The sequence below is a fragment of the Streptomyces sp. NPDC127097 genome (genome assembly GCF_042724075.1).
Classification (GTDB): domain Bacteria; phylum Actinomycetota; class Actinomycetes; order Streptomycetales; family Streptomycetaceae; genus Streptomyces.
In genome coordinates, this window is the sequence record NZ_JBHXFI010000036.1 from 56,621 (window position 1) to 77,183 (window position 20,563).

17 protein-coding genes are annotated in these 20,563 nt (G+C 69.0%); 5 read left to right on the plus strand and 12 right to left on the minus strand.

What is annotated here, in order from left to right:
- The first annotated feature begins 14 nt into the window (after positions 1–14).
- The gene (locus ACFWJW_RS24980; protein ID WP_387245472.1) at positions 15–1,097 is read left to right on the plus strand and encodes a hypothetical protein; all 1,083 of its coding nucleotides are present in this window, start codon (positions 15–17) and stop codon (positions 1,095–1,097) included.
- A gap of 143 nt (positions 1,098–1,240) precedes the next feature.
- On the opposite strand, the gene ACFWJW_RS24985 is transcribed toward ACFWJW_RS24980, so the two are convergent.
- Both ACFWJW_RS24985 and ACFWJW_RS24990 read right to left on the minus strand, forming a co-directional pair.
- Complete coding sequence (locus tag ACFWJW_RS24985; RefSeq protein WP_387245475.1) at positions 1,241–2,533, minus strand: cytochrome P450; 1,293 nt, start codon at positions 2,531–2,533, stop codon at positions 1,241–1,243.
- A 284-nt stretch (positions 2,534–2,817) separates the two neighbouring features.
- Positions 2,818–3,579: a TetR family transcriptional regulator gene (locus tag ACFWJW_RS24990; protein ID WP_387245478.1), complete on the minus strand. Its 762-nt coding sequence runs from the start codon at positions 3,577–3,579 to the stop codon at positions 2,818–2,820.
- 593 nt (positions 3,580–4,172) lie between these two features.
- Here ACFWJW_RS24990 and ACFWJW_RS24995 point away from each other — a divergent pair.
- Together ACFWJW_RS24995 and ACFWJW_RS25000 are read left to right on the plus strand one after the other, a co-directional pair.
- Positions 4,173–6,284 carry a bifunctional polysaccharide deacetylase/glycosyltransferase family 2 protein gene (locus ACFWJW_RS24995; RefSeq protein ID WP_387245481.1) on the plus strand — a complete coding sequence of 704 codons (2,112 nt, stop codon included), beginning with the start codon at positions 4,173–4,175 and terminating at the stop codon, positions 6,282–6,284.
- A gap of 225 nt (positions 6,285–6,509) precedes the next feature.
- Positions 6,510–7,907 (plus strand): LCP family protein, encoded by a 1,398-nt coding sequence (locus ACFWJW_RS25000; protein ID WP_387245484.1) that lies wholly within the window; start codon positions 6,510–6,512, stop codon positions 7,905–7,907.
- 101 nt (positions 7,908–8,008) lie between these two features.
- Here ACFWJW_RS25000 and ACFWJW_RS25005 read toward each other — a convergent pair whose 3' ends face one another.
- Positions 8,009–8,575, minus strand: a complete 567-nt coding sequence (locus ACFWJW_RS25005) for a hypothetical protein (RefSeq protein ID WP_387245487.1) — start codon at positions 8,573–8,575, stop codon at positions 8,009–8,011.
- Between the two features lie 101 nt (positions 8,576–8,676).
- Positions 8,677–9,126: a DoxX family membrane protein gene (locus ACFWJW_RS25010; RefSeq protein ID WP_387245490.1), complete on the minus strand. Its 450-nt coding sequence runs from the start codon at positions 9,124–9,126 to the stop codon at positions 8,677–8,679.
- Between the two features lie 188 nt (positions 9,127–9,314).
- On the opposite strand from ACFWJW_RS25010, the gene ACFWJW_RS25015 reads away from it, so the two are divergent.
- On the plus strand, positions 9,315–10,532 hold the full coding sequence (locus ACFWJW_RS25015) for an amidohydrolase family protein (RefSeq protein WP_387245543.1): 1,218 nt from the start codon (positions 9,315–9,317) through the stop codon (positions 10,530–10,532).
- A gap of 261 nt (positions 10,533–10,793) precedes the next feature.
- Here the strand turns inward: ACFWJW_RS25015 and ACFWJW_RS25020 are convergent, their stop codons facing one another.
- Complete coding sequence (locus ACFWJW_RS25020; RefSeq protein WP_387245493.1) at positions 10,794–11,246, minus strand: hypothetical protein; 453 nt, start codon at positions 11,244–11,246, stop codon at positions 10,794–10,796.
- 324 nt (positions 11,247–11,570) lie between these two features.
- On the opposite strand from ACFWJW_RS25020, the gene ACFWJW_RS25025 reads away from it, so the two are divergent.
- Positions 11,571–12,494: an FkbM family methyltransferase gene (locus tag ACFWJW_RS25025; RefSeq protein WP_387245496.1), complete on the plus strand. Its 924-nt coding sequence runs from the start codon at positions 11,571–11,573 to the stop codon at positions 12,492–12,494.
- A 72-nt stretch (positions 12,495–12,566) separates the two neighbouring features.
- Here ACFWJW_RS25025 and ACFWJW_RS25030 read toward each other — a convergent pair whose 3' ends face one another.
- The 7 genes from ACFWJW_RS25030 to ACFWJW_RS25060 all read right to left on the minus strand — a co-directional run bounded on the left by ACFWJW_RS25030 (position 12,567) and on the right by ACFWJW_RS25060 (position 20,335).
- Complete coding sequence (locus ACFWJW_RS25030) at positions 12,567–14,204, minus strand: glycosyltransferase family 39 protein (RefSeq protein ID WP_387245499.1); 1,638 nt, start codon at positions 14,202–14,204, stop codon at positions 12,567–12,569.
- 148 nt (positions 14,205–14,352) lie between these two features.
- Complete coding sequence (locus tag ACFWJW_RS25035) at positions 14,353–16,572, minus strand: hypothetical protein (RefSeq protein ID WP_387245502.1); 2,220 nt, start codon at positions 16,570–16,572, stop codon at positions 14,353–14,355.
- Entirely contained in the window at positions 16,569–17,279 is a 711-nt protein-coding gene (locus ACFWJW_RS25040) for an ABC transporter ATP-binding protein (protein ID WP_387245505.1), read from the minus strand. Before ACFWJW_RS25040 ends, ACFWJW_RS25035 begins: the two co-directional genes overlap by 4 nt.
- Before the next feature lie 133 nt (positions 17,280–17,412).
- Positions 17,413–17,757 (minus strand): hypothetical protein, encoded by a 345-nt coding sequence (locus tag ACFWJW_RS25045; RefSeq protein WP_387245508.1) that lies wholly within the window; start codon positions 17,755–17,757, stop codon positions 17,413–17,415.
- 89 nt (positions 17,758–17,846) lie between these two features.
- Positions 17,847–18,194, minus strand: a complete 348-nt coding sequence (locus tag ACFWJW_RS25050; RefSeq protein ID WP_387245511.1) for a hypothetical protein — start codon at positions 18,192–18,194, stop codon at positions 17,847–17,849.
- Positions 18,195–18,782: 588 nt separating this feature from the next.
- Positions 18,783–19,541, minus strand: coding sequence for a glycosyltransferase family 2 protein (locus ACFWJW_RS25055; RefSeq protein WP_387245514.1), 759 nt, complete (start codon positions 19,539–19,541; stop codon positions 18,783–18,785).
- Between the two features lie 5 nt (positions 19,542–19,546).
- Positions 19,547–20,335, minus strand: coding sequence for a GntR family transcriptional regulator (locus tag ACFWJW_RS25060; RefSeq protein ID WP_387245517.1), 789 nt, complete (start codon positions 20,333–20,335; stop codon positions 19,547–19,549).
- Positions 20,336–20,563: the final 228 nt, after the last annotated feature.

Consider the following 20,563-nt stretch of genomic DNA (forward strand, 5'->3'; position numbering starts at 1 on the left):
CCGTGCGCAGGCCCATGCCCATGCCCATACGTATCGCCGGCGCCGTCGGTGTCGGCGCGCTCCTGCTGCTGACCGCCGGGTGCGCCGGCGGGCCCGGAGCCGGCAAGGCCCAGCCGGGAGCCTCGGAAGCCGTCACGCCCGCCAAGCCGCTGCCGATGAAGGCCGCACCCCGCCCGGCCACCTGGACCGACTCCGACGACAAGGCGCACCGGCTGCGGATCACGCCCACCCGGCTGGCCCGCGGCTCGGACTCCGACCTGGTGCACATCCAACTGGACGACGACCTCAAGGGGATGGTGCCGTACTACCTCACCTTCTCCTACACCAACACCGGCAAGAAGACGGTGCGCGATGTGGACCCGGCGCGGAACTTCTCCGTCAACGGGGCGGACGGCCAGGCCGCCGAGCAGGTCTCGCTGTTCGGGACCAATCCGATGGCCACCGGCTCGGGCGAGCCCCCGGAGTGCCGCGAGAACGGTGCGGCAGAACTGGCGGCCGGCGCGACCGCGGCGATCTGCCAGATCTTCATGCTGCCCAAGGAGCAGCGGCCGGCGACCGTCTCGTACAAGGACGACGGCGGCGACACCCTCATCTGGCGGGTCGGCGGCGGCAAGGGCGGTGCGTCCGCCGGACTGCTGCCCGCGGGCAAGACCGCCGACGGCAGCACGGAGGACGCCCGCAGCCGCCCCGTCCCGCTGCGCATCACACCGAAGGGCGTGCGCACCGGCTCCCTCGCCGACCTGAGCCGTTTCGACCTGGATGCGGACGACAAGAAGCTGATCCCGTACTACGTGACGATGCAGTACCGGAACAGCGGCAGGTACGACCTGCTGCCCAGCATGAGCGACGGGGTGACGCTGCGGACCACGGGCGGTCAGACCGTGCAGAAGCTGACGCTGATCGACATCGGCGGCCCGGGGGTCGGCCCATGCCCCGACGCCGTCCCGCACAAGATGGTCAAGCCGGGCGGCACCGTCACCGAGTGCTCCATCCACCTGCTGCCGAAGGGCGATGCCCCGGCCGCCGTCGTCTTTGACGGTGAAGGGGAGGGCGCGGAGCAGGTCACCTGGCGGGCGTCGGTGGACGACAAGGAATAGCGGCGGCAGAAAGGGCCCCGTGCGGAGAATTCGCCCGCACGGGGCCCTCGTTGCGTCGGCGCCCGTCCGGCGATGCCGCCGCGAGCCCCGTCCTACGGGTGAACGACGGGACTTCGCGGACACGCGCTATCCCTACGGGACGGTCACCCCAGTCGCAGCGGCAGGCGGTCCAGCCGCCAGTTGCCGGGCACCTGCGTCCGCTCCAGCTGCTCCGCCGCGACGCCCAGCGACAGCTCCGGATAGTGCGCGAAGAGCCGGGAGAGCGCGACTTCGGCCTCCTGTTTGGCGAGGGTGGCGCCCAGGCAGTAGTGCATCCCGTGGCCGAACCCGACATGGTTCTCGGCGTGGCCGGCGGGGTGACGGGTCAGGTCGAGACGGTCGGGGTCGGTGTAGTGGCGGGGGTCGAAGTTCGCCGATACCAGGACCAGTTGTACGGCGTCGCCCTTGCGGATCGTCGTCCCGGCGACCTCGACATCCTCGGAGGCGAACCGCAGCTGGGTGATGTGCACCGGCCCGCACCAGCGCATCAGCTCGTGGACGGCGCGCGGAAGCAGCGCCGGGTCGTCCTTGAGCAGACGCAGCTGGTCGGGGTGGGTGAGCAGCGCCGCCGTGCCGTTGCCTATGAGGTGGGCGGTGGTCTCGTGGCCCGCCAGGACGATGGTGAGGACCATGGTGACCATCTCGATGTCGCTGAGCCGGCCGCCGTCGTCGTCATGGGTACGGATCAGCTCGCTGAGCAGATCGTCGGTGAGCGCGCCGCGCCGCACGCGGATCAGCTCATGGATGTGCTCGATCATCGCCGGGAACGCGGTGCTCAGCCGCCCGGGCTCCAGCGAGACGAGGTCGGCACCCCACTTCCGCCATTGCGGACGATCCGCTTCGGCGATGCCGACCAGTTCGCAGATCACGGTGATCGGCAGGGGGTAGGCGAAGTGCTGGATGAGGTCGACCACACCGTCCTCGGCGTGCTCGGGAAGCCGGGCCAGCAGCTCGTCGGTGATCTGCTCGACCCGCGGCCGCAGGTCGGTGATCTTGCGTGCCGTGAAGGCGCGCGAGACCAGTCGGCGCAGCCGGGTGTGGTCGGGGGCGTCGTAGTTGAGAATCGAACCCAGCAGATACGGCCGGAAATGGTCGGGCAACCCCAGCATCTCCAACAGCCTGACCGCGGGGCTCTCGTCGATCGAGCGCCCCAGGGACGGTGCGGCCGGATTGTTCACGAACCGCTGATCGCGCAGGACTTGGCGGACCTCGTCGAAGCGCGTCACGAGCCAGACGGGCGAGTCGTCCATGAACCGGCCCCGCAGGACCGGGCCTTGCTCACGCAGTGCGCCATAGCCGCCGAACGGATCGCTGATCAGCGCCGGGTCCATCACATTCGGCTCGCCGGGGTGTTTTCCGACATGTGCGGCGAGCGGGGAGCTGGATAATGCCGACATCTTTCGATCTCCTCCGGGTTGGGAGTCGGCCCGCGGGCCCGGGTGGGGCCCGGCCGGACCAGGGCTTGGACGTGGCTCTTTTCCTTCGGGGAACGCGCTGGAGCAGTGGGGGCCGGATATTTCGTCGGGCGGAGTCAGCCGGGTGGATTCCGCTCGGGTGGAGCCGGCGGCAGGCGGCCGGTCGCGTGTCGCCCCTCGTGGGGGGCCCGACCCGAATCCGAAAGGGGGGATGCTTGTGCGAATCCCCCGTACGAATCCGCCGCCACGGAAAATCCGCCGCGGTCTCAGCCGCGTATCTGCCGGCGCATCTCCTGTGCGCAGAGTTCGGTGAAATGCTCGTAGCGGGCGATGATCTCGGGAGCGGCCGCGGTCGCGGCGGCGCGCAGACGGGCCGAAGCGGCGTCCGGCCCGGAGCCGGAGCCCAGGTCGGAGCCGGGATACGGCCCGGCCTCGGCCGGCACCTCCAGCGCGCTTCGGATGGTGTGGGCGAGGATGTCGGCGCGTACCTCCAGGCCGTCCGGGGCACGGTCGATGAGCAACGCCTCGGACATGAAGAAGCCGCTGCACGTCGCCGACAAGGCGTATTGCTGGTGTTGTACGTCGGTGTCGCGGCGCACCAGACCGTGCTCGCGGAGCACTTCGAGATGGCGGCGCAGAATCCGGTCGCCCGCGACGATCAGATCCGCGAACTCCTGCTTCGCGGTCTGGTTGAGCCGGCCGAGGATGTCGCCGTCGCCGCTGTACGCCGCCCGCAATACCGGTTCGTCTTGGAATTCGAGGAAGAGCCGGCTCATCATCCGGCTCGGCAGAATCTCCAGCGGATCCGCCCGCAGCCGCTCCAACTGCCGCTGATGCATTCGGAATTGGGCCTTCAGCATCACGGCGAGGAGCAGTGAGTCCTTGGTCTTCCAGTGCAGGTAGACCGTGCCCTTGCCGACGTTGGCGCGGCGGGCGATCTCGTCGATCGTCACCCGCCGGTAACCCCAGGCGAGCAACAACTCACCTGCCGCGTCCAGGATGCGGTCAGCGCGCTGCGCTCGTTCCATGCCGTGGCCCCCCTCCGACTTCATGACCAGATTTCGAATCTGGTCACACAGTCAAAGCTAGGTCGGACGCAGCCGGGGGGTAAGAGTGTTTTCAGTCACCGGCTGGGGCGGCTCCGGTGGGGTCGGGTGTTACGACACTCTCAGGCGGAGCGGGTGGGACACCGCGTTGCAGAGGTCGCAATACCGGGCAAAGGTCGCTGGAGAAATCCGCCTGACCTGGTCAAATGTTGCGCGGGTGCGATGCCGGCAGGTCGGCTCGGAGGTTGTCACCGCAGCAAGGGATCGTGTGCAGAGACCCTTACCTGATCTTCGCAGTGAGTACACTCGCCGACCATGTGTGAGGCCAGCCGGAACGCAAAACGGCAGAAAATACGTCTTCCCCAGCCATGTGCCGACGCTTCCGTCCGGCACGGAAGGGTGCTGCGGAAGTCGGTCGCCGCCGTCGGAGGCGCGCCCCGCCGGGCGACCGCCGCGGCCGCCGGCGACGTCCCGACGTTCCTCACCCGTGCCGCGGGCGCTCCGGCGGCAGCCGTCGGCGCCGCCGTCCGAAGACAACCCGCCCCCACTACGACCGAGGTCACCCCGGGAGCGACGTGAGGCGCCGCACGCACCGTCGCCGGCACGCGCAGTCCCGTGATCCCCGGGGCCACTGGCTGCTGCTGATGCTCGTCCTCCCCCTTGTCTTCGGCGCCCTGCTCTTCGAGGGCTGGACCGCCCACGAGGTCGACGCCGCGAAGACCCGGAGCGACTGCACCACGCCGGTGCCGAGCGCGGTGGACAAGGGCGGTCCGGTGGTGCGCCTCGACGGTGGCAAGGTGAAATCCGCCGGGATGCCCGCCCGTAACGTGGCCCTCACCTACGACGGGGGGCCCGACCCCGTATGGACGCCACGCCTGCTCGATCTGCTGCGCAAGCACCATGCGCGCGCCACCTTCTTCGTGCAGGGAGCAAAGGCCGCCCAGCATCCGGACCTGGTGCGCCGCATCAAGGCCGAGGGGCATGAGATCGGGTCGAACACCTACACCGGAGCGGTCATGGGCGCGGCCTCGCCCGTCCGTGCCCAGCTGGAGCTGACGCTGACGCAGAAGGCGCTGGCGGGCACCGCGGGCATCCACACCAGCCTGCTGAGGCTGCCGCAGACCACCGCGGTGGACACCATGTGCGGTCCGGAGTGGAAGGCCGCCCAGAAGGCCGCAGCGGACGGCTACACGCTGGTGGCCGCCGACCGGTGGTTCCGTAAGCCGTCACAGGGCGTGGTCCGGCAGTTCAGTCAGGACGATGTCGCCTACCACGACACCGAAAAGCTGCTCAACAACCGCAAAATCGACAAATTCACCACGGTGACATTTGGGGCCGGACTGCCCCCGGCCGACACCCCGGCCCCCGCCCCGGAGCGGTGGCTGGGCACGGCCCTGGTCTGGATCAAGGCCCTCGGGTACGCGTTCGTGCAGGGGATGACCTGGGTGCTGGGCATCGCCGGCGCCCTGGGCGTCCTGCGGCTGGCCTCCCTCATCTTCTTCGCCCGCGCCCACGTCCGGCGGCTGGTGCGCTTCCGGCCGGGCTCCCCCCGGCTACGCGAGATCACCGACCCGGTGACGGTCCTGGTCCCCGCCTACAACGAAGCGGCGGGCATCGAGTCCACCGTCCGTTCGCTGCTCGCCTCCACCCACCGGCAACTACAGATCATCGTGATCGACGACGGGTCGACGGACGACACCGCGGACATCGCCACCTGGATCGACGACCCCCGTGTGGAGGTGATCCGCCAGCCCAACTCGGGCAAGGCGGCCGCCCTCAACACCGGTCTGGCCCATGCGCGATGCGACATCGTCGTGATGGTCGACGCCGACACCGTCTTCGAGTCGGACGCCATCTACCGGCTCATCCAGCCGCTCGCGCACCCGGCCGTGGGCGCCGTCAGCGGCAACACCAAGGTCGGCAACCGTCGCCGTCTGCTGGGCAGATGGCAGCACCTGGAGTACGTCTTCGGGTTCAACCTCGACCGGCGGATGTTCGAGGTCCTGGAGTGCATGCCGACGGTCCCCGGCGCCATCGGCGCCTTCCGCCGGGACGCGCTGATGGGCGTCGGCGGGGTCAGCGAGGACACCCTCGCCGAGGACACCGACCTGACCATGGCTCTGTGGCAGGCGGGCTGGCGGGTGGTCTACGAGGAGACCGCGATCGCCTGGACCGAAGTGCCCACCTCGCTGAGCCAGTTGTGGCGGCAGCGCTACCGCTGGTGCTACGGCACGCTCCAGGCCATGTGGAAACACCGCCGTGCCGTCATCGAAGTGGGCCCGGCCGGCCGCTTCGGACGCCGCGGACTGAGCTACCTCACGCTCTTCCAGGTCGTCCTGCCGCTGCTCGCACCGATCGTCGATGTCTTCGCCCTGTACGGGGCGCTGTTCCGCGGTCCGGTGCTCTCGGCCGGGGTGTGGCTCGGCTTCCTCGCCCTCCAACTGGCCTGCGCCGGGTACGCCCTGCGGCTCGACGGCGAGCCGGTGCGGACGCTGTGGGCGATGCCGTTCCAGCTCTTCGTCTACCGCCAGCTGATGTACCTGGTGGTCATCCAGTCCGTGGTGGCCTTCCTGCTCGGCACCCGGCTGAAGTGGCAGCGCATGCACCGCTCCGGCACCGCCGCGCAGCACATCGGCCAGCCGGAGCTCGGCCAGCCGGTCGCGTACGAGAGTTTGCCGTCGCGATGACCGTCGGCAGTGCGGCCCCAGGGTGTCCGCCCGGCTACGGACCGGGCGGACACCCCGCGCGGCGCGGCCGGGCGCTCCCCGCCCGCCACCGTGCCTGCGCCCATGAGCCCGGCCGTGGCCCCGTATCCCGCCGCCGGACCGCACATTCACCGCGTTCACCGCATTCGCTTGTGCAGATCCGCACACTATTTGGTGGAGAACCGACGAGCATGGAGACTGCCGCGCATGAATGATTGGCTGGAGGGGCCGCTCGACGGGAACTGGCGCGACGGCCAAGCGCAGGAGCACATCAGCACCGGGCAGATATGGCGCCCGGGCGAATACGCGCCTCAGACGTACCCGGCACCGCCACCCCACCACTACGGGTACGACACGGGCCCACAGACCCCGGTGCCCCCACCCCGCTCGAACGGTCACCTCGGCAACGGACACATAGGGAACGGATACGTAGGCAACGGCCACACCGGCAACGGGAGCCCCGCGGTCCACAACGGGAGCCCCGCGGTCCACAACGGGAGCCCCGCGGTCCGCAACGGGAGCCCCGCGGTCCGCACCGGGGGCCCCGAGGTCCGCACCGGGGGCCCGGCGGGCGGCAACACCGGCCGGGGCCGACGCGCCCCGAGCCCGCCCAGCCGGCGCCGCCGGATCACCCGGGCGCTGATCGTCCTGGCCACCGTGCTGGCCGTCGGCTCCGTGGGCACCTACGTCTGGGCCGACACCGAGCTCAACCGCGAGGTCGACCTCGGCAAGATCGCGGACCGTCCGGCGCAGGGACAGGGAACCAACTACCTGATCGTGGGCTCCGACAGCCGGGTGGGCCTCTCCGAACGCGCCAGGAAGGACCTGCACACCGGCGGTTCGGCCGACGCGGGCCGGCGCACCGACTCGATGATCCTGCTGCACACCGGCGCCCACGGCACGACGATGGTGAGCCTGCCGCGTGACTCATGGGTGACCATCCCGTCACACATCCGGCCCGAGACCGGCAAGCACTACCGCGCGACGAAGAACAAGCTCAACGCGGCGTTCTCGTTCGGGGGCCCCGACCTGCTGGTCCGCACCATCGAGCACAACACGGGCGTGCACATCGACCACTACACGGAGATCGGCTTCGCCGGCTTCGTCGGCATCGTGAACGCGGTCGGCGGCGTGCCGATGTGCCTGGACCGGGACATCAAGGACGAGAAGTCGGGCGCGGACCTGAAGAAGGGCTGCCACACGCTCGACGGCCGTACGGCGCTCGCCTTCGTCCGCCAGCGCCACCAGGAGGCCCAGGGCGACCTGGGCCGCAGCCAGAACCAGCAGAAGTTCCTGGCCGCCCTCGCCAAGAAGGCCGCCACCCCCGGCGTCCTGCTCGACCCCGGCACGGTCTACCCGACCATGAGCGCGGGCCTCGGCACCCTCATCGTCGACAAGGACACCGGCCTGCCGAACCTCACCTCCCTCTTCAAGGCGATGAAGGCGGTCACCGAGGGCGACGGCAAGCGGCTCAACGTCCCCGTATCGAACCTCGCCCTCCAGACCCCCAAGGGCAGCGCCGTGCAGTGGAACGCCCGCCAGGCCCGGCAACTCTTCACCGAGCTGAACAGCGACCGCCCGGTGACGGTGGGGAAGAAGGGCTGACTCCCGCCCACCCGGGCACCTCGCGGCCCGGGTGGGCGACATGGGACGCCGGGCTCCACGACGCCCCGCCCCGACGCCCCTGCCGACGACGGCCCTTCGCCCTACGACCCCCCACCCGCCCCGCGCTGAGCCGGCGGCAGCAGGAGATCGCGCTCGGGGTGCTTCTCGCCCGTGACGCCACCGTCGACGCCCAGGTCCGAACGGGCCGCTTCATGGAAGTCGTTGATGCCGCGGAACACGGCGCGATTCCGTTCCCGCCACTCCTCCAAGGTGCCGCCGATACGGCCGTTCGCCTGCCAGTCGACCTTGAGCGCGAGGGCGTTGAGATCGTGCGCCGCCTCGACGACGTCGTCTCCCGCGAGCAGCATGATCCGCTCGAAGGCCCGCCCCCGTAACCGGCCCGCCGCCGACATCTCCGCCAGCATCTCCGGCTCGCTCATCTCGCAGGCCCGCAGCCCTTCCCGGTGCTCATAGAGCTGCACGGCCAGGAAGATGCACGACCGCACACTGTCGACGTACCCCTCGTACGCCTCGAGCTTCTTGCTGTCCCAGCGCGTCACCAACTCGTGTCTCTTGCGCTGCCGTTCCATCGCGTAGGTGGTCAGATGCGTGGAGATCGACCCCAGCAACACCGCGGCGATCGTCACCCACTGCTCACCGGCATCCATGCGTCCCCCCCCGGTACACGCACTCCTGCAAAGCCTGGCGATCATACAAGTGGAGGCGGACGGTCGGCTCCCTGCCGCCGGCGGGTCTCCGATGCCCCCGCCTACAGAAACAACCCCCAAGCGCCGTCGAGCGACCAGGTCTGCCAGCTCATGGCGAGGAGGGCGGTGAGGGAGATCAGGAGCATCATCAGGTTCTGGCCCTGTTCCGCCCAGTCGTGGATCATCAGGACGAGGTAGATCAGGTTGAGGACGGCGCCGGCGGCCAGCGCTATCGGGGTCAGGAAGCCGACGATCAGGCCGAGGCCGAGGGCCAGTTCCGCGTAGGCGACGAGGTAGGCCATCAGGCGGGGGTGGGGCTTCACCAGGCGGTCGAAGCTCGTGCGGACCACGGGCCACCGGTGGTCGGCGGCGATGCCGGCGGCCCAGGTGATGCCGCCGCCGGTGAACCAGGTCTTCTTGTCCTTGTGGCGCCAGCTCTCCAGCCACCACAGGCCGAGGCCGATGCGGAGGACGGCGAACCACTCGGCACCGCTGAGCCAGATCGTTTGCATGCTGCCCCCTCGACTCCTCAACCGAACTGACGATGCGTCAGTTCAGCGGACGCCGCGCGATACCGCAAGAGGTGGAGTTCCCGGCCCCGCCTTGTCGTCGGAAGGGTGAGCCCATAACCTCCGAACTGATGGGTCGTCAGATATCGGTCCGGCGGCGTGACCATCCGGCAGGCAGTTGGGGGTACAGCGTGATCAGCAACCAGAGCGGCACGGCGGAGCTTCCCAGGGTCATCAGCGTGGATGATCACGTGATCGAGCCCGCGCACCTCTTCAGCACCTGGCTTCCGAAGAAGTACCAGGACAGGGGACCGAAGCCCTTCACCGCCGGCATCGGCGAGCTGGCGTACGTCGGTGGCAAGTACCGGTTCACGACCGACCCCGAGGGCCAGATCACGGACTGGTGGGAGTACGAAGGGCTGATCTTCCCGTACAAGCGCATCATCGCGGCCGTGGGCTTCTCCCGCGACGAGATGACGCTGGACGGGATCACCCGGGAGCAGATGCGGCGCGGATGCTGGGACCCCAAGGCCCGGCTGGCGGACATGGACCTCAACCACGTCGAGGCGTCGCTCTGCTTCCCCACGTTCCCGCGCTTCTGCGGGCAGACCTTCGCCGAGGCCGAGGACAAGGAGGTCGGGCTGGCCTGCGTGCGGGCGTACAACGACTGGATGGTGGAGGAGTGGTGCGGGGACAGCGGTGGCCGGCTGATTCCGCTGTGCCTCATCCCGCTGTGGGACATCGACCTGGCGGTCGCCGAGATCCGGCGCAACGCCGCCCGCGGGGTGCGGGCGGTGACCTTCAGCGAGATCCCGACGTACCTGGGGCTGCCGTCCATCCACTCCGGCTACTGGGACCCCTTCTTCGCCGCCTGCGAGGAGACGGGCACGGTCGTGAACATGCACATCGGCTCGTCGTCACAGATGCCCGCGGCGTCACCGGACGCACCGCCCGCGGTGCAGGCGTCCCTGAGCTTCAACAACGCGATGGCGTCGATGATGGACTTCCTGTTCAGCGGCGTGCTGGTGAAGTTCCCGCGGCTCAAACTCGCCTACAGCGAGGGCCAGATGGGGTGGATCCCGTACGCCCTGGAGCGCGCCGACGACGTCTGGGAGGAGCACCGGGCGTGGGGCGGGGTGAAGGACCTGATCCCCGAGCCGCCGTCCACCTACTACTACCGGCAGATCTTCTGCTGCTTCTTCCGCGACAAGCACGGTGTCGACTCGATCGAGACCGTGGGCGTGGACAACGCCACCTTCGAGACCGACTACCCGCATGTCGACTCGACCTGGCCGCACACGAAGCAGGTGGCGGCCGAGCATGTGGCGGGCCTCTCCGACGACGTGACGTACAAGCTGCTGCGCGGCAACGCCATCCGGATGCTGGATCTTCCCTTCGACCGGGGGTGAGCGGCAGAGCCTCGCACGCCGGGCGGTTCGATCCGGGCCGAGCGGTGGCGTCTCGCACACCGGCCGGTTCGATCCGGGCGGCACGGTGGCGCCATGCACACCGGCCCTGCCCGGCACCGTCCCTGCTGTGGCCGACGGTGCCGGACAGGCCGCGTGGTGCGTGGTCCGTCGTACACGGTGCGTGGGCCGTGGCCCGTGGTCCCTGGTGCGTGGTGCGTGGTGCGCGGTGCGCGGTGCGTGGTCCGCGGTGCGCCGTGCGTGCTACCTCCAGCCCGCGGCCTCGGCTGCGGCGACGGCGGCTGCCTCGGCCGCCTCCGCCTCGGCGTTCAGCGCCTCGCTCCGGCCCATGCCGTCCCGCCCCGCGGCCGTACCGGCGGCCTGCGACGCCTTGAGGGCGGCGTGGTACGCGGCATCGAAGAGTGCGCCGGCGCCGTGGGACCGCGCGATCTGGGCGGCGAGTACGGAGGCAGCGGCGGCGTTCCGGGCCTGACGGGCGTCGGCCGCGGGGTCCGGGGCTCCCTTGGCCAACGCGGCGAGCGCGTCGGCGGACAGGCGAAGGGCGTTGGCGGCCTTCGCCGCCGCCTCCGTGGGTACGGCGATCACGGCCGCCGGGTCCGCCGCCACGCCGGCCGCGCGGCAGGCGGCCCGGGTGCGGTCGGCGGCGCTGCGCGCACGCGCGGTGTGCCGCTTCCTGAGCGTTTCTTCGGCGCTCATCACCGCTGTTCCGTGGCTCACGGAGGCTCGGTCCTGCAAGGCGCCCTGTTGCGACGCGTCTCCATGGGACTCGCTCATCGCCGTCTCCTTGTCTGTCAGAGCGACAGTGCTGCCGTGGACTGGAATCCCTTGCCGGGCCCGGGCACCGCATGTGCCAGGGGCCACGCCGTGGGTGTCGCGCAGGGTGGCACGCCGGGCCGCAACAGACCAGAGCGGTGGCCGATTCCCCCGTCCGCGGAGTAGGTGCCGCGGTCGCGGAGATAAGGCCGTATGGAGCCGCGGCGCGCACCTGGCGCCGCGGGAAGCCGGCGGAAAGGCGCATGCATGAGCACCACCCTGAGGGAGACCCTGATGACTCTCGGGCGCGGATATCTGAGGGACGCCCCCGGATCCCTGGGCAAAGCGGCCCTCGCCACGCACTGGCTCAATCCGTGGTTACGGCATCACCCGCGCCGGCGGGTCGTCCGCACCCGCTTCGGCGCCGCGATGGCCGTGGACACCCAGGATCTGATCCAGCGCTTCGTGTACATGTTCGGCGTCTGGGAGCCGCATATGACGCACTGGCTGAAGCGCCGGCTCCGCCCCGGGGACACCTATGTCGACGTCGGCGCCAACGTCGGCTACTTCAGTCTGCTCGCCGCACAGCTCGTCGGGGAGCAGGGCCGGGTGGTGGCGATCGAGGCATCGCCGGCCTTTCACGCCAGAATCCTCCAGCACGCCGAGCTCAACGACTGCCACCACATCCGCGCCGTCAACACCGCTGTCGCCGACGAGCGGAAGACGGTGACCCTCATCCTTGCGAGCTCCCACAACATGGGCGCGGCCAGCATCGTCCCCTACGGGGGCCCCGCGGAGGACATCCGCGAGATCGAGGCCCGCCCGCTCCCCGAGCTCCTCGACCCGGAAGACATCGCGTCCGCCCGCGTGATCAAAATCGATGTGGAGGGCGCTGAGGGCGGCGTGATCCGCGGCCTGGCCCCCCTCCTCGACACCCTCCGGCCGGACGCGGAGATCACCGTGGAAGTGACCCCGGACCGGATGGAAGCCCTGGGGGAGTCACCCGATGACCTGCTCAAAACGATGCGGGAGCACGGGTACCACGTCTATCGCCTCCCCAACAGCTATGCCCCGGGCAGCTATCCGAGCGCGATGCGCCGGTCCGGGGGCTTGGCGGTACGGTGGCGGCGCCCGGTGGCCGAGGAAAGCGATCTGATCTTTTCTCGGGTCGATGCGGAATTCCTTCCCTGAAGGCATGCACCTGGCGGGCAGGAATGCGGTCTTTCAACCGCCGTGCTTCCAGCCCGCTTACGGGAATAGCCCTTAGCGGGGGCCGTTGCCGGCTCCTGGCATCAGCGTGATCACGGTGCTTGTGCCGAGTGAGCCGTCGGTCTGGATGGTGCGGCTGGTATGACGGTGGGAGCCGATCAGGCGTTGTAGGCCGGCCGCGTCTGGCTGAAGACGACCGCGCTCGAAGAGAATGAAGCTGATCTTTGTGTCACGGGGCGGGGCCATCTGGCTGTACTGGGCGTAAGTGACAGCGTCGCATCCGGAGTACCAGCCGACCTCGGGTTCGTACCCGGTGACCAGGAGACATGGCCCCTTGGAAGAGAGCTGTCGGGCTACGGGAACTGTGGAGTGGCTCAAGCTCGTGGGGCCGGGCATGGCTCCATGAGCAACCACCTGGGCTGTCCCGAGGATTGTGACACCGGCAAGTAAGGCAGTGGCTACTAGTGCCTGCGGAGAGTAGCGAGTGGTCAGTTCGGCGATGTATTGCACGCCCAGCGTGGTGAGCAGTATGACCGGTAGGTAGACAAAGCGTGGCTCGCCGTCGGTCGCCACGCCCAGGACGACGAAGATGAGGAGCGAAGCCGTGCCTAAGAAAGCCCGCCGACGGTCACCATGCAGCGGGGTACCGCTGTGTTCACGACGAGTACGGCGGATTCCGCGGATGGCGAGCCATGTGACGACAATGCCTGCTGCCATGACCACGGCGCCGAGATCGCCGGCTAAGCGATAGGGAAAGATCGCCAGGTAGTAGAGGAGCCCGTCGCCGACGAAGTCGCGTTCTGCTTGCCTGGTCGCATAAAGAATGACGCCGAGGGGCGAGCCGGTTACGTGGATGGCATAGAGGAAGTGGGGCACGAGGCCGGCCAGAAGGGCAGCGCCGGCGAGGGCCAGATGCCGCCAATGAGCGAGCCAAGCCCGAGGGCCGTACACAAGGGCTGCTGCCACGACGATCGCCAGGAGGTTACCCACCACGCCATAACGAAGGTAGAAAGCCACGAGGATCACCAAAGGAACGATCAACAGAGCTCGTGATCGGGCTTTTTCCTGGGCGCGTATGAGCAGGAATATGACGATCAGCAGGAGGCCGGTGCTGCCGATGTCATTCAGGAACTCAGGCACGCGACGCAGGAAGCCGAGTCCGCTGAGCAGAAGCAGCATCGTGACGACGGCCTGGCGCGGGGTGGTCCAGCGGCTTGCGGTGAAGTACGTCACGCTCAGCGTGAACAGTGTCAGGAAGAGCGTGGTAGCCCGCAGTGCTCCGACGTCGTCGTGGAGGGCGAGGGCGATGCGCCCGAGGATTGGGAGGCCGATGGGCCGGTAGACCCCCCACCCTGCATCTGGTGTGCCGTCGTGCCAGGAACGGGCCTTGTTCGCGTAGACCGCTTCCTCGTGTCCGATATAGGGCTCGTCATCCTGGAGCGTTGCCCACACGCCCACGGTCAAGGACAGCACCGCTGCGGTAAACGCCCATACGGGCACGCGCCGCAGAGGGACCACGCACTTCGACCAGACCGGCCAGGAGCCCAGGGCTTGCGGCCAGTACGGCCGAGCGATCAGCCACGCCGGCGCGGCGCCCAAGAGGTAGGGCCAAGGTTGCCAGCCGGGCAGCCAGCCTCCCAGACCGATGGCGAGGAGTAGCTGTTGCACGGCCGCAGCTGCGGTCAGGGTCACAGCGATACGTAAGGCAGCGCGCTTCAGGGGTGTGGTCTCCGAGCGACGAGGACAATCCCGCCCGTCCCGTTGGCGGGGAATGTTGCGGCGGGCGTGGTCCTGTGCACCAGAGCCGACTGTCGTCCGCGGGCCCTGATGCGGCGGTATGTCATTCGCCATACGGACGCCACCGGCTCGACTCGCGTACGGCCGCTCGTGCGCCCCACCACCAGGTAAAGATGGCCAGGACGGCGAGAGCACTTGACGTGGTGGCGAGCACGTTGCCCGACAGTTCGACGCCGTCTGCTGCTCTTTCCTGGGGAGCTGCGAGCCAGCTGGCGGCGATCACGCTCGTCGCGATCGACGCCAGCAAGGGCACGAGCAGCGCCCATGCCGCCGTCGAGTAGTAGACCTTCCGCTTTCCGGTGAGCACGCTGAGTGGTGCGACCTTGCGGCTGAATCTCAGGAATTCGGCAAGGTTGGCGAGGGCGACGGCCAGTGCGACGATCAGCACTCCGGGCACGCCGAAGAAGATGACCCACTTGCCGTGCGCGACGGACTCCCTGGCTCCTACGAGCCATTCGGCACCCGGAGCATCCGCGCCTGCGGAAGCGACCGGGAGCGAGTCCCTCAGCAACTGCTTGATCTCCGCCTGAGGGAGGTCCTTGCCATCGGCGGCAACGAGGACGAGCTTCTCAGGTGCGGCAGAGGAAGGGCCAGGAACGGCCGGACCTTGCTGTACCTCGAACCGGTCCACCACCGGGCTGACCCAGCGGAGAGTCTCCACCAGACGCTGGTCCGCCACCCGTGAGGAGACGATCACGGGCCTTGACGAGCAGCGAAGCTGAAGAATGCGCAAGGTGCGGCAGGGGCCCTGGATGCGGGCAGGGGCTGAGGCGCCGGGGTTCTTCGGCCGGTGCACGGCGAAGGTCTCCACCCCGGCCGGAAGGTGGCTGAGCACGGCGCCCACCCGGTCGGGGGGAAGCTGATCCGAGAAGTCCGTGAGCAGCACGCTGTGGCCCACACGGTTCGCGGTGGCTTCTGCCGCCCGCGCATTTTCGCCGAACTGTGCGTTCTTCAGCTGCACTTGAGAGACCAGCACCAAGGCAATACCGACTCCGGCCACCAAGCGTGCCGTCACCCCCGGGTGCGCGGCGGTGTGCCGGCCGGAGATCAGAGCCCCCACATCGCCGGTCCGCCGCGACCAACCGGCAAGCAGTGGCCCCAGCGCCGCCGCACCGACCGCAACCGCACACGGCAAAGTCGCCATCACCGCTACCACGCCGGTGTTGTAGAGCTTCATTCGCAGGTCGGCGTAGTGCGAAGGGTCCAACTGCGCCGGCCCCCACACGGTGGCGAAGAGGAGCAGCGGGCAGGCGAGAGCCGCCCAGTGAACTGCCCGGCCCGTGTGGGCGGAGAGTCGCGTCGATCGAGACCTTCTGTGTGTAGCCGGGCGGTGTACCAGGCACACGAGAAGGAACATCGCGGCCGAGGCTGCGAGACCGGCGAGGACAAACGCCCCCCACCACTGCCGCAGGTCCGTTGACGACAGCCAATAGTTGATCCAGGGCAACCGGATATCGCCGAAGGCGGTCATCGACAACGCGGGCAGCGTGCCCAGCACGGCACCGGCTATCACTGGGACCGCGGCCTCACCGAGGTTGAGCAGGGCGCGATGCCGCCGGCCACCGCCCAGGGCGCTGACGAGTGCCGTGCGCTTGTCCCGGCCGGCGGAGCCCATGCGTACCGCGACGAGGGCGAGCGCGGCAGTGGGCAGCAGAATCAGGTACAGGGCCGTCAGAAACTTGCCGCGATCGGCGATGAACCGCACATCACCGGTGGGCATGCCGCCGTCGCCGAAGCCGACGATGGGGTAGGCGCTCTTCTTGTCGAATTGCCGGTCCGTGGGGTTGACGTAGGCGTATCGCTCACCGGGGTTGGCCAGCCCTGCGTCACGGATGGTTCCGATGACCTTCCCGTAGCGGTTCAGGGCATCTTCCGACCGCAGGAGACGCAGCAGTTCCGAGGACAGCACCGCCTCGCCCGGAGCAGGCCAGCGGTCGACGCCCGGCGGCAGCGCGGTACGGGGGGACAGCGGACGCACGTAGACCAGGCTGAATTGCCGGCCCTCGATCTCGTCGAAATCCGCTTTCGCCAGCGCCGCGGCAGGGCGGGCAGGAAAGGCGTCGTGAAACCGTAGGCTGCGGTGGACGGTGCGCTGCTCGATTCCGTCGTACACGGCGTACGTTGCGGCCACCGTGGTCAGCCCGAGTGCCAGGAGGGCGGTGGCCAGCAGCAGTGCGATCGTCCGGACTCGGCCGTCACCGGCCCGCTGCCCCGCTGCCCGCCCCATCCGTAGCAACTGCCAGGACAGCGAACGGCGCTTCATGAGCGGTCCCCCGCCTTACGCGGCACGAGCGCCGCCGCCCTGAGCTCCAGGCAACGGTCAGCTCGGTCGGCTACGTCGAAGTCGTGGGTGACCACCACCAGGGCGCAGCCCCAGCGCTTGGGAACATCGAACAGAAGCTCTGTGACGCTGTCACGCGTGGCACGGTCCAGGGCTCCTGTCGGTTCGTCCGCGAGCAGGACGGCCGGCTGATTGATCAAGGCTCGCGCCACGGCCGTGCGCTGCCGCTCGCCGCCCGAGAGCTGGCCTGTCGGCGCCCTGTCGTACGGCACCCCCAGGTCACGGAGGAGAATCTCGGCGCGCTCGTAGGCTTGGTCGCTCGGGGTTCCACCCAGCAGCGCCGCCAGCGCCACGTTCTCCACCGGAGTCAGTTCGGGCAACAGCTCACCGAACTGGAAGACCACGCCCATATGCCGGCTGCGATGCCGCTCCAGAGCGCGTTGCCGCATTCGTACGACATCTTGCCCCGCTACTTCGACTTTGCCCTGTGCCGGACGGATCAGTCCCAGCACGCACCCGAGCAACGTGCTCTTACCGCTGCCGCTGGGCCCCACCACCGCGGCCGACTCTCCCGCACGGACCCGCAGGTTCACGCCCTCCAGCAGCACGCGATCAGCGGCTTCGTAGCGGAGCCCACTGACCTTCAACACAGGCTCGCCCGCACCCGTTTCGCCCTTGACCTGACCCACTGGTCCCTCTCTCGCTTACCACTCACACCGCAGCACGGGGCGGGAAGGACGGCTATCGAGCCGCCCTTCCCGCCCTACCTTGTCGTCAGCTCAGAATGTGGGTGGCCGGAACTTCAGGCCGCCCGGAGTGTCATCAGCCGCGGATTTCCCAACGGCTGCACTCGTCGTCGTTGTCCGGAACCCAGTTGCAAGTCCGCAGGTCGGTGACCCGGCCGCCGATTCCGCTGTAGGTGACGCTGCCGAGGGTCGCCTTCTTGTTCCACAGCGTGTAGTAGCTGCCGGGGTCCGTGGTGCGGTAGTAGTCCGCATGGGCCTTCGTGCCCAGCTTGTGGATCTTTGCCGCGACCTGGGTGTCGCTCTTCTGGGTCCACGATCCCGCCCTGGAACCGGGTGAGTAGCTCTCGAAGGCAGCGGACGCCGGTGACGCCCCCACCAGTGCCGCCCCCGCGACGACCAGCCCCACAATCGTCTTCTTCATCATCGTGTGTTGCTCCCCCTGGGAAAGTGCCTCAGCCCATTGCCGAGGCCATAGGTGCGGCGACCGGGTCTTCGGGCCGCCGGGTTCTGTTAGTGGTGCGCTTCCCACCGGCTGCACTCGTCGTCGTTGTCCGGGACCCAGTTGCAGGTCCGCAGGTCCACCACACGGTTGCCGACACCGCTGTACGTGACGTTGTTGACCATTCCCGACTTGTTCCACAGCGTGTAGTAGCTGCTCGAGTCAGTGGTGCGGTAGTAGTCGGCGTGGGCCTTCGTGCCCCGGCTGTGGATCTTTGCCGCGACCTGGGTGTCGTTCTTCTGGGTCCATGATCCCGCCTTGGCCGACGGCGAGTAGCTCTCGAAGGCGGCGGACGCCGGCGATGCCCCCACCAAAGCGGCTCCGGCCACGACGAGCCCCACGATCGTCTTCTTCATCATCTTGCGCATCCTCCCCTGGCGAGAGCGCTGGCCTGTTGCCATGCCCTCTTGATCGCGCCACAACGTATGGACTCTGAGGCTGTACAGACAAGCGCCATTTGGAACTAGTGTCCTAAATTGGCGCGTTCGTAGGGAGTGATAAGCCTTGATAAGCCTAGTAATGCGTGGCACTTCACCTGCCGCAGTAAGAAAGCGGAGTGTCGCATTGTTGGCCGTTTTCAGGCAGCTGACTTGGTTGATAGCCGCAGCGCCGCCTCGGTGTCCGCTCTGCTAGGCGTCGCCCCGCGTCTCGGATCCCCAAGGGGAGCGCTGTGCGCGTACGTTCTACGAGTGCCTGGCTGGCCTCAATCAGTGCACCGGTAGGCGAGCTGGGGGTGTGGCATCACAGGCGCCACTCTGGTGGCCCTGTCGGAGCGCAGTCCGTGCCGGCAGGGGCATGGTCGAGGTCGGGGTTACGGTCAGTCACGCGATGGAGCGGCCGAAGCCGGAACGGCGGAATGCCGAGGAGGGGCACCTCCTCGGCATTCCGCCTGGTGCGCGCATCGTGAGCGAGACGGCACGGACGGTGCCGTGCAACCAGCAGCCCCCTCACCCCACCCCCGGATACCCCCAGTTCAGCCGGGACAGCTCGCGGGCCCTGGCTGCTACGACTGCCATGCGGGCTTCGCGTTCGGCGGTTTCGGTGTGGGAGGGCTGGCTGGTCGCCTGGCCGGGCCACTTGCGGTAGTGGAGGCCGACCTCGGAGGAGAACCAGCCGCGGCTGGTGGCGTTGAGGGCGAGCAGCAGGCCGGTGTCCTCCGAGGCCGGCAGGGCCATCCAGCCGCCGAGGGCGAGTACCAGGTCGCGGCGCATGAAGAGCGTCGCCGGGTGGACCTGGGCGCGGAAGCCGTTCGCCGTCCAGTAGTCGAGCACGGCGCCGCGCTCGATCGGTCCGGGCTCGGGGTCGCCGGGGAAGCCGGCGGTGGAGCCGTCGGGCAGCAGATCGAGGACGCGGGACGTCGCCCAGCCGAGACCGCGGTCGGCTTCGAGGGCGGCCAGGTCACGGGCCAGCGCGCCGGGCGCCAACTGGTCATCGGCGTCCAGGACCTTGAGGTACTCGCCCTCCGCGTGGGCGAGGGCGATGGTGCGGGCGACGCCGGGTCCACCCGCCCGTCCCTGACGGAACGTCACCCGCGCGTCGTCGGGGACATGGGGGGCGACCGCGTCGCTCGTGCCGTCCTCCTGGATGACCCAGTGCCATTCCCACCCGTCGGGGAGCTCCTGCTGGCAGAGCGACCGGTAGGCGTCCGGCAGGAAGTGTGCCGAGGGCGGATGGACGGCGGTGACGATGATGATGCGCCGGCGCACGGCACTCACCACCTTTCCAGGGGAGTGGTGAACAGCAATTCCGTGCGGTCGCCGGGCAGGACGACGTCCGAGACGTCGACGACCCGGTCGTGGATGTCGATCGAGGTCTTCCGGAGGGCGAGGACCGAGGTGCCGGGCGGAAGTTCCAGTTCCGCCGCTTCCTCCGGCGTCGGCGGGCGGGCGGTGACGCGCTCCTCGACGCGGTCGAGCTCGATACCGACGCTGTAGAGCTGGCTCTGCGAGCCCCCGGGCCACGGCTCGTTCGACTCGTTCAGGAGCGCGGGGTTCGGCGCGATCAGGTCGTGGACCAGGTACGAGGTGACCAGGCTGAAGGGCGCGTTCTCGGCCGCGTAACGGGTGCGGTAGGTGCGTTCGAGGAGGGCGGTGCCCTCGGGGAGGCCGAAGGCTTCGGCGAGGTCCTGGTTCGCCTCGGTCCTGCGGTACGAGGCGTGGAAGACCAGGTCGCCGACCGTCAGGCCGGTGTCGTGCTCGGTGGCGCCGGTCTGGGCCCGTTCCGCCAGCGGCTCGCGGGCCCGGCCCTTCTCCCACTGGTGGCGGAGGTTCGAGCGCAGTGCCGGGGTGCGTGGCCGGCGGACGAAGTTGCCGCGCCCGTGCTGCTTCTCGATGAGCCCTTCGTCCCGGAGGGCGCGGAGGGCCTCGCGGATGGTCGGCACGCTGCGCCGGAAGCGTTCGGCGAGCTTCGACTCGGCCGGAAGTTTGTCCCCCGGCTTCAGCTCACCCGCGCGGATGGCCGCGCGGAGCTCGTCCGCGATCCGCTCGTACGCCACTGCCATGGGTGTTCACCGTTCCGTTCCCGGGTGCCCTGGCCGGCTCGTCCCGCCGGACGGCTCCACCCTACGACTCCTCAAGAGGTGTTGACGAGTGAGGAGTCGTACGGGCGCCGCCCCTGGAGGGCGTCTTCAGGAGCACCGGGAAGAGGGGAAGACAACCGGTCCCACAGGAAGTGCATCCGCTGCGGTTTCCGCCCCGGAGAAATCGGGCCTGCCGGTTTGTTTCTTGAG

Coding starts and splice junctions, on each gene's coding strand:
- ACFWJW_RS24980 (WP_387245472.1), top strand. CDS start 15: ATGCCCATGCCCATACGTATCGCCGGCGCCGTCGGTGTCGGCGCGCTC.
- ACFWJW_RS24985 (WP_387245475.1), bottom strand. CDS start 2,533: ATGTCGGCATTATCCAGCTCCCCGCTCGCCGCACATGTCGGAAAACAC.
- ACFWJW_RS24990 (WP_387245478.1), bottom strand. CDS start 3,579: ATGGAACGAGCGCAGCGCGCTGACCGCATCCTGGACGCGGCAGGTGAG.
- ACFWJW_RS25000 (WP_387245484.1), top strand. CDS start 6,510: ATGAATGATTGGCTGGAGGGGCCGCTCGACGGGAACTGGCGCGACGGC.
- ACFWJW_RS25005 (WP_387245487.1), bottom strand. CDS start 8,575: ATGGATGCCGGTGAGCAGTGGGTGACGATCGCCGCGGTGTTGCTGGGG.
- ACFWJW_RS25010 (WP_387245490.1), bottom strand. CDS start 9,126: ATGCAAACGATCTGGCTCAGCGGTGCCGAGTGGTTCGCCGTCCTCCGC.
- ACFWJW_RS25020 (WP_387245493.1), bottom strand. CDS start 11,246: ATGAGCGCCGAAGAAACGCTCAGGAAGCGGCACACCGCGCGTGCGCGC.
- ACFWJW_RS25025 (WP_387245496.1), top strand. CDS start 11,571: ATGAGCACCACCCTGAGGGAGACCCTGATGACTCTCGGGCGCGGATAT.
- ACFWJW_RS25035 (WP_387245502.1), bottom strand. CDS start 16,572: ATGAAGCGCCGTTCGCTGTCCTGGCAGTTGCTACGGATGGGGCGGGCA.
- ACFWJW_RS25045 (WP_387245508.1), bottom strand. CDS start 17,757: ATGAAGAAGACGATTGTGGGGCTGGTCGTCGCGGGGGCGGCACTGGTG.
- ACFWJW_RS25050 (WP_387245511.1), bottom strand. CDS start 18,194: ATGATGAAGAAGACGATCGTGGGGCTCGTCGTGGCCGGAGCCGCTTTG.
- ACFWJW_RS25060 (WP_387245517.1), bottom strand. CDS start 20,335: ATGGCAGTGGCGTACGAGCGGATCGCGGACGAGCTCCGCGCGGCCATC.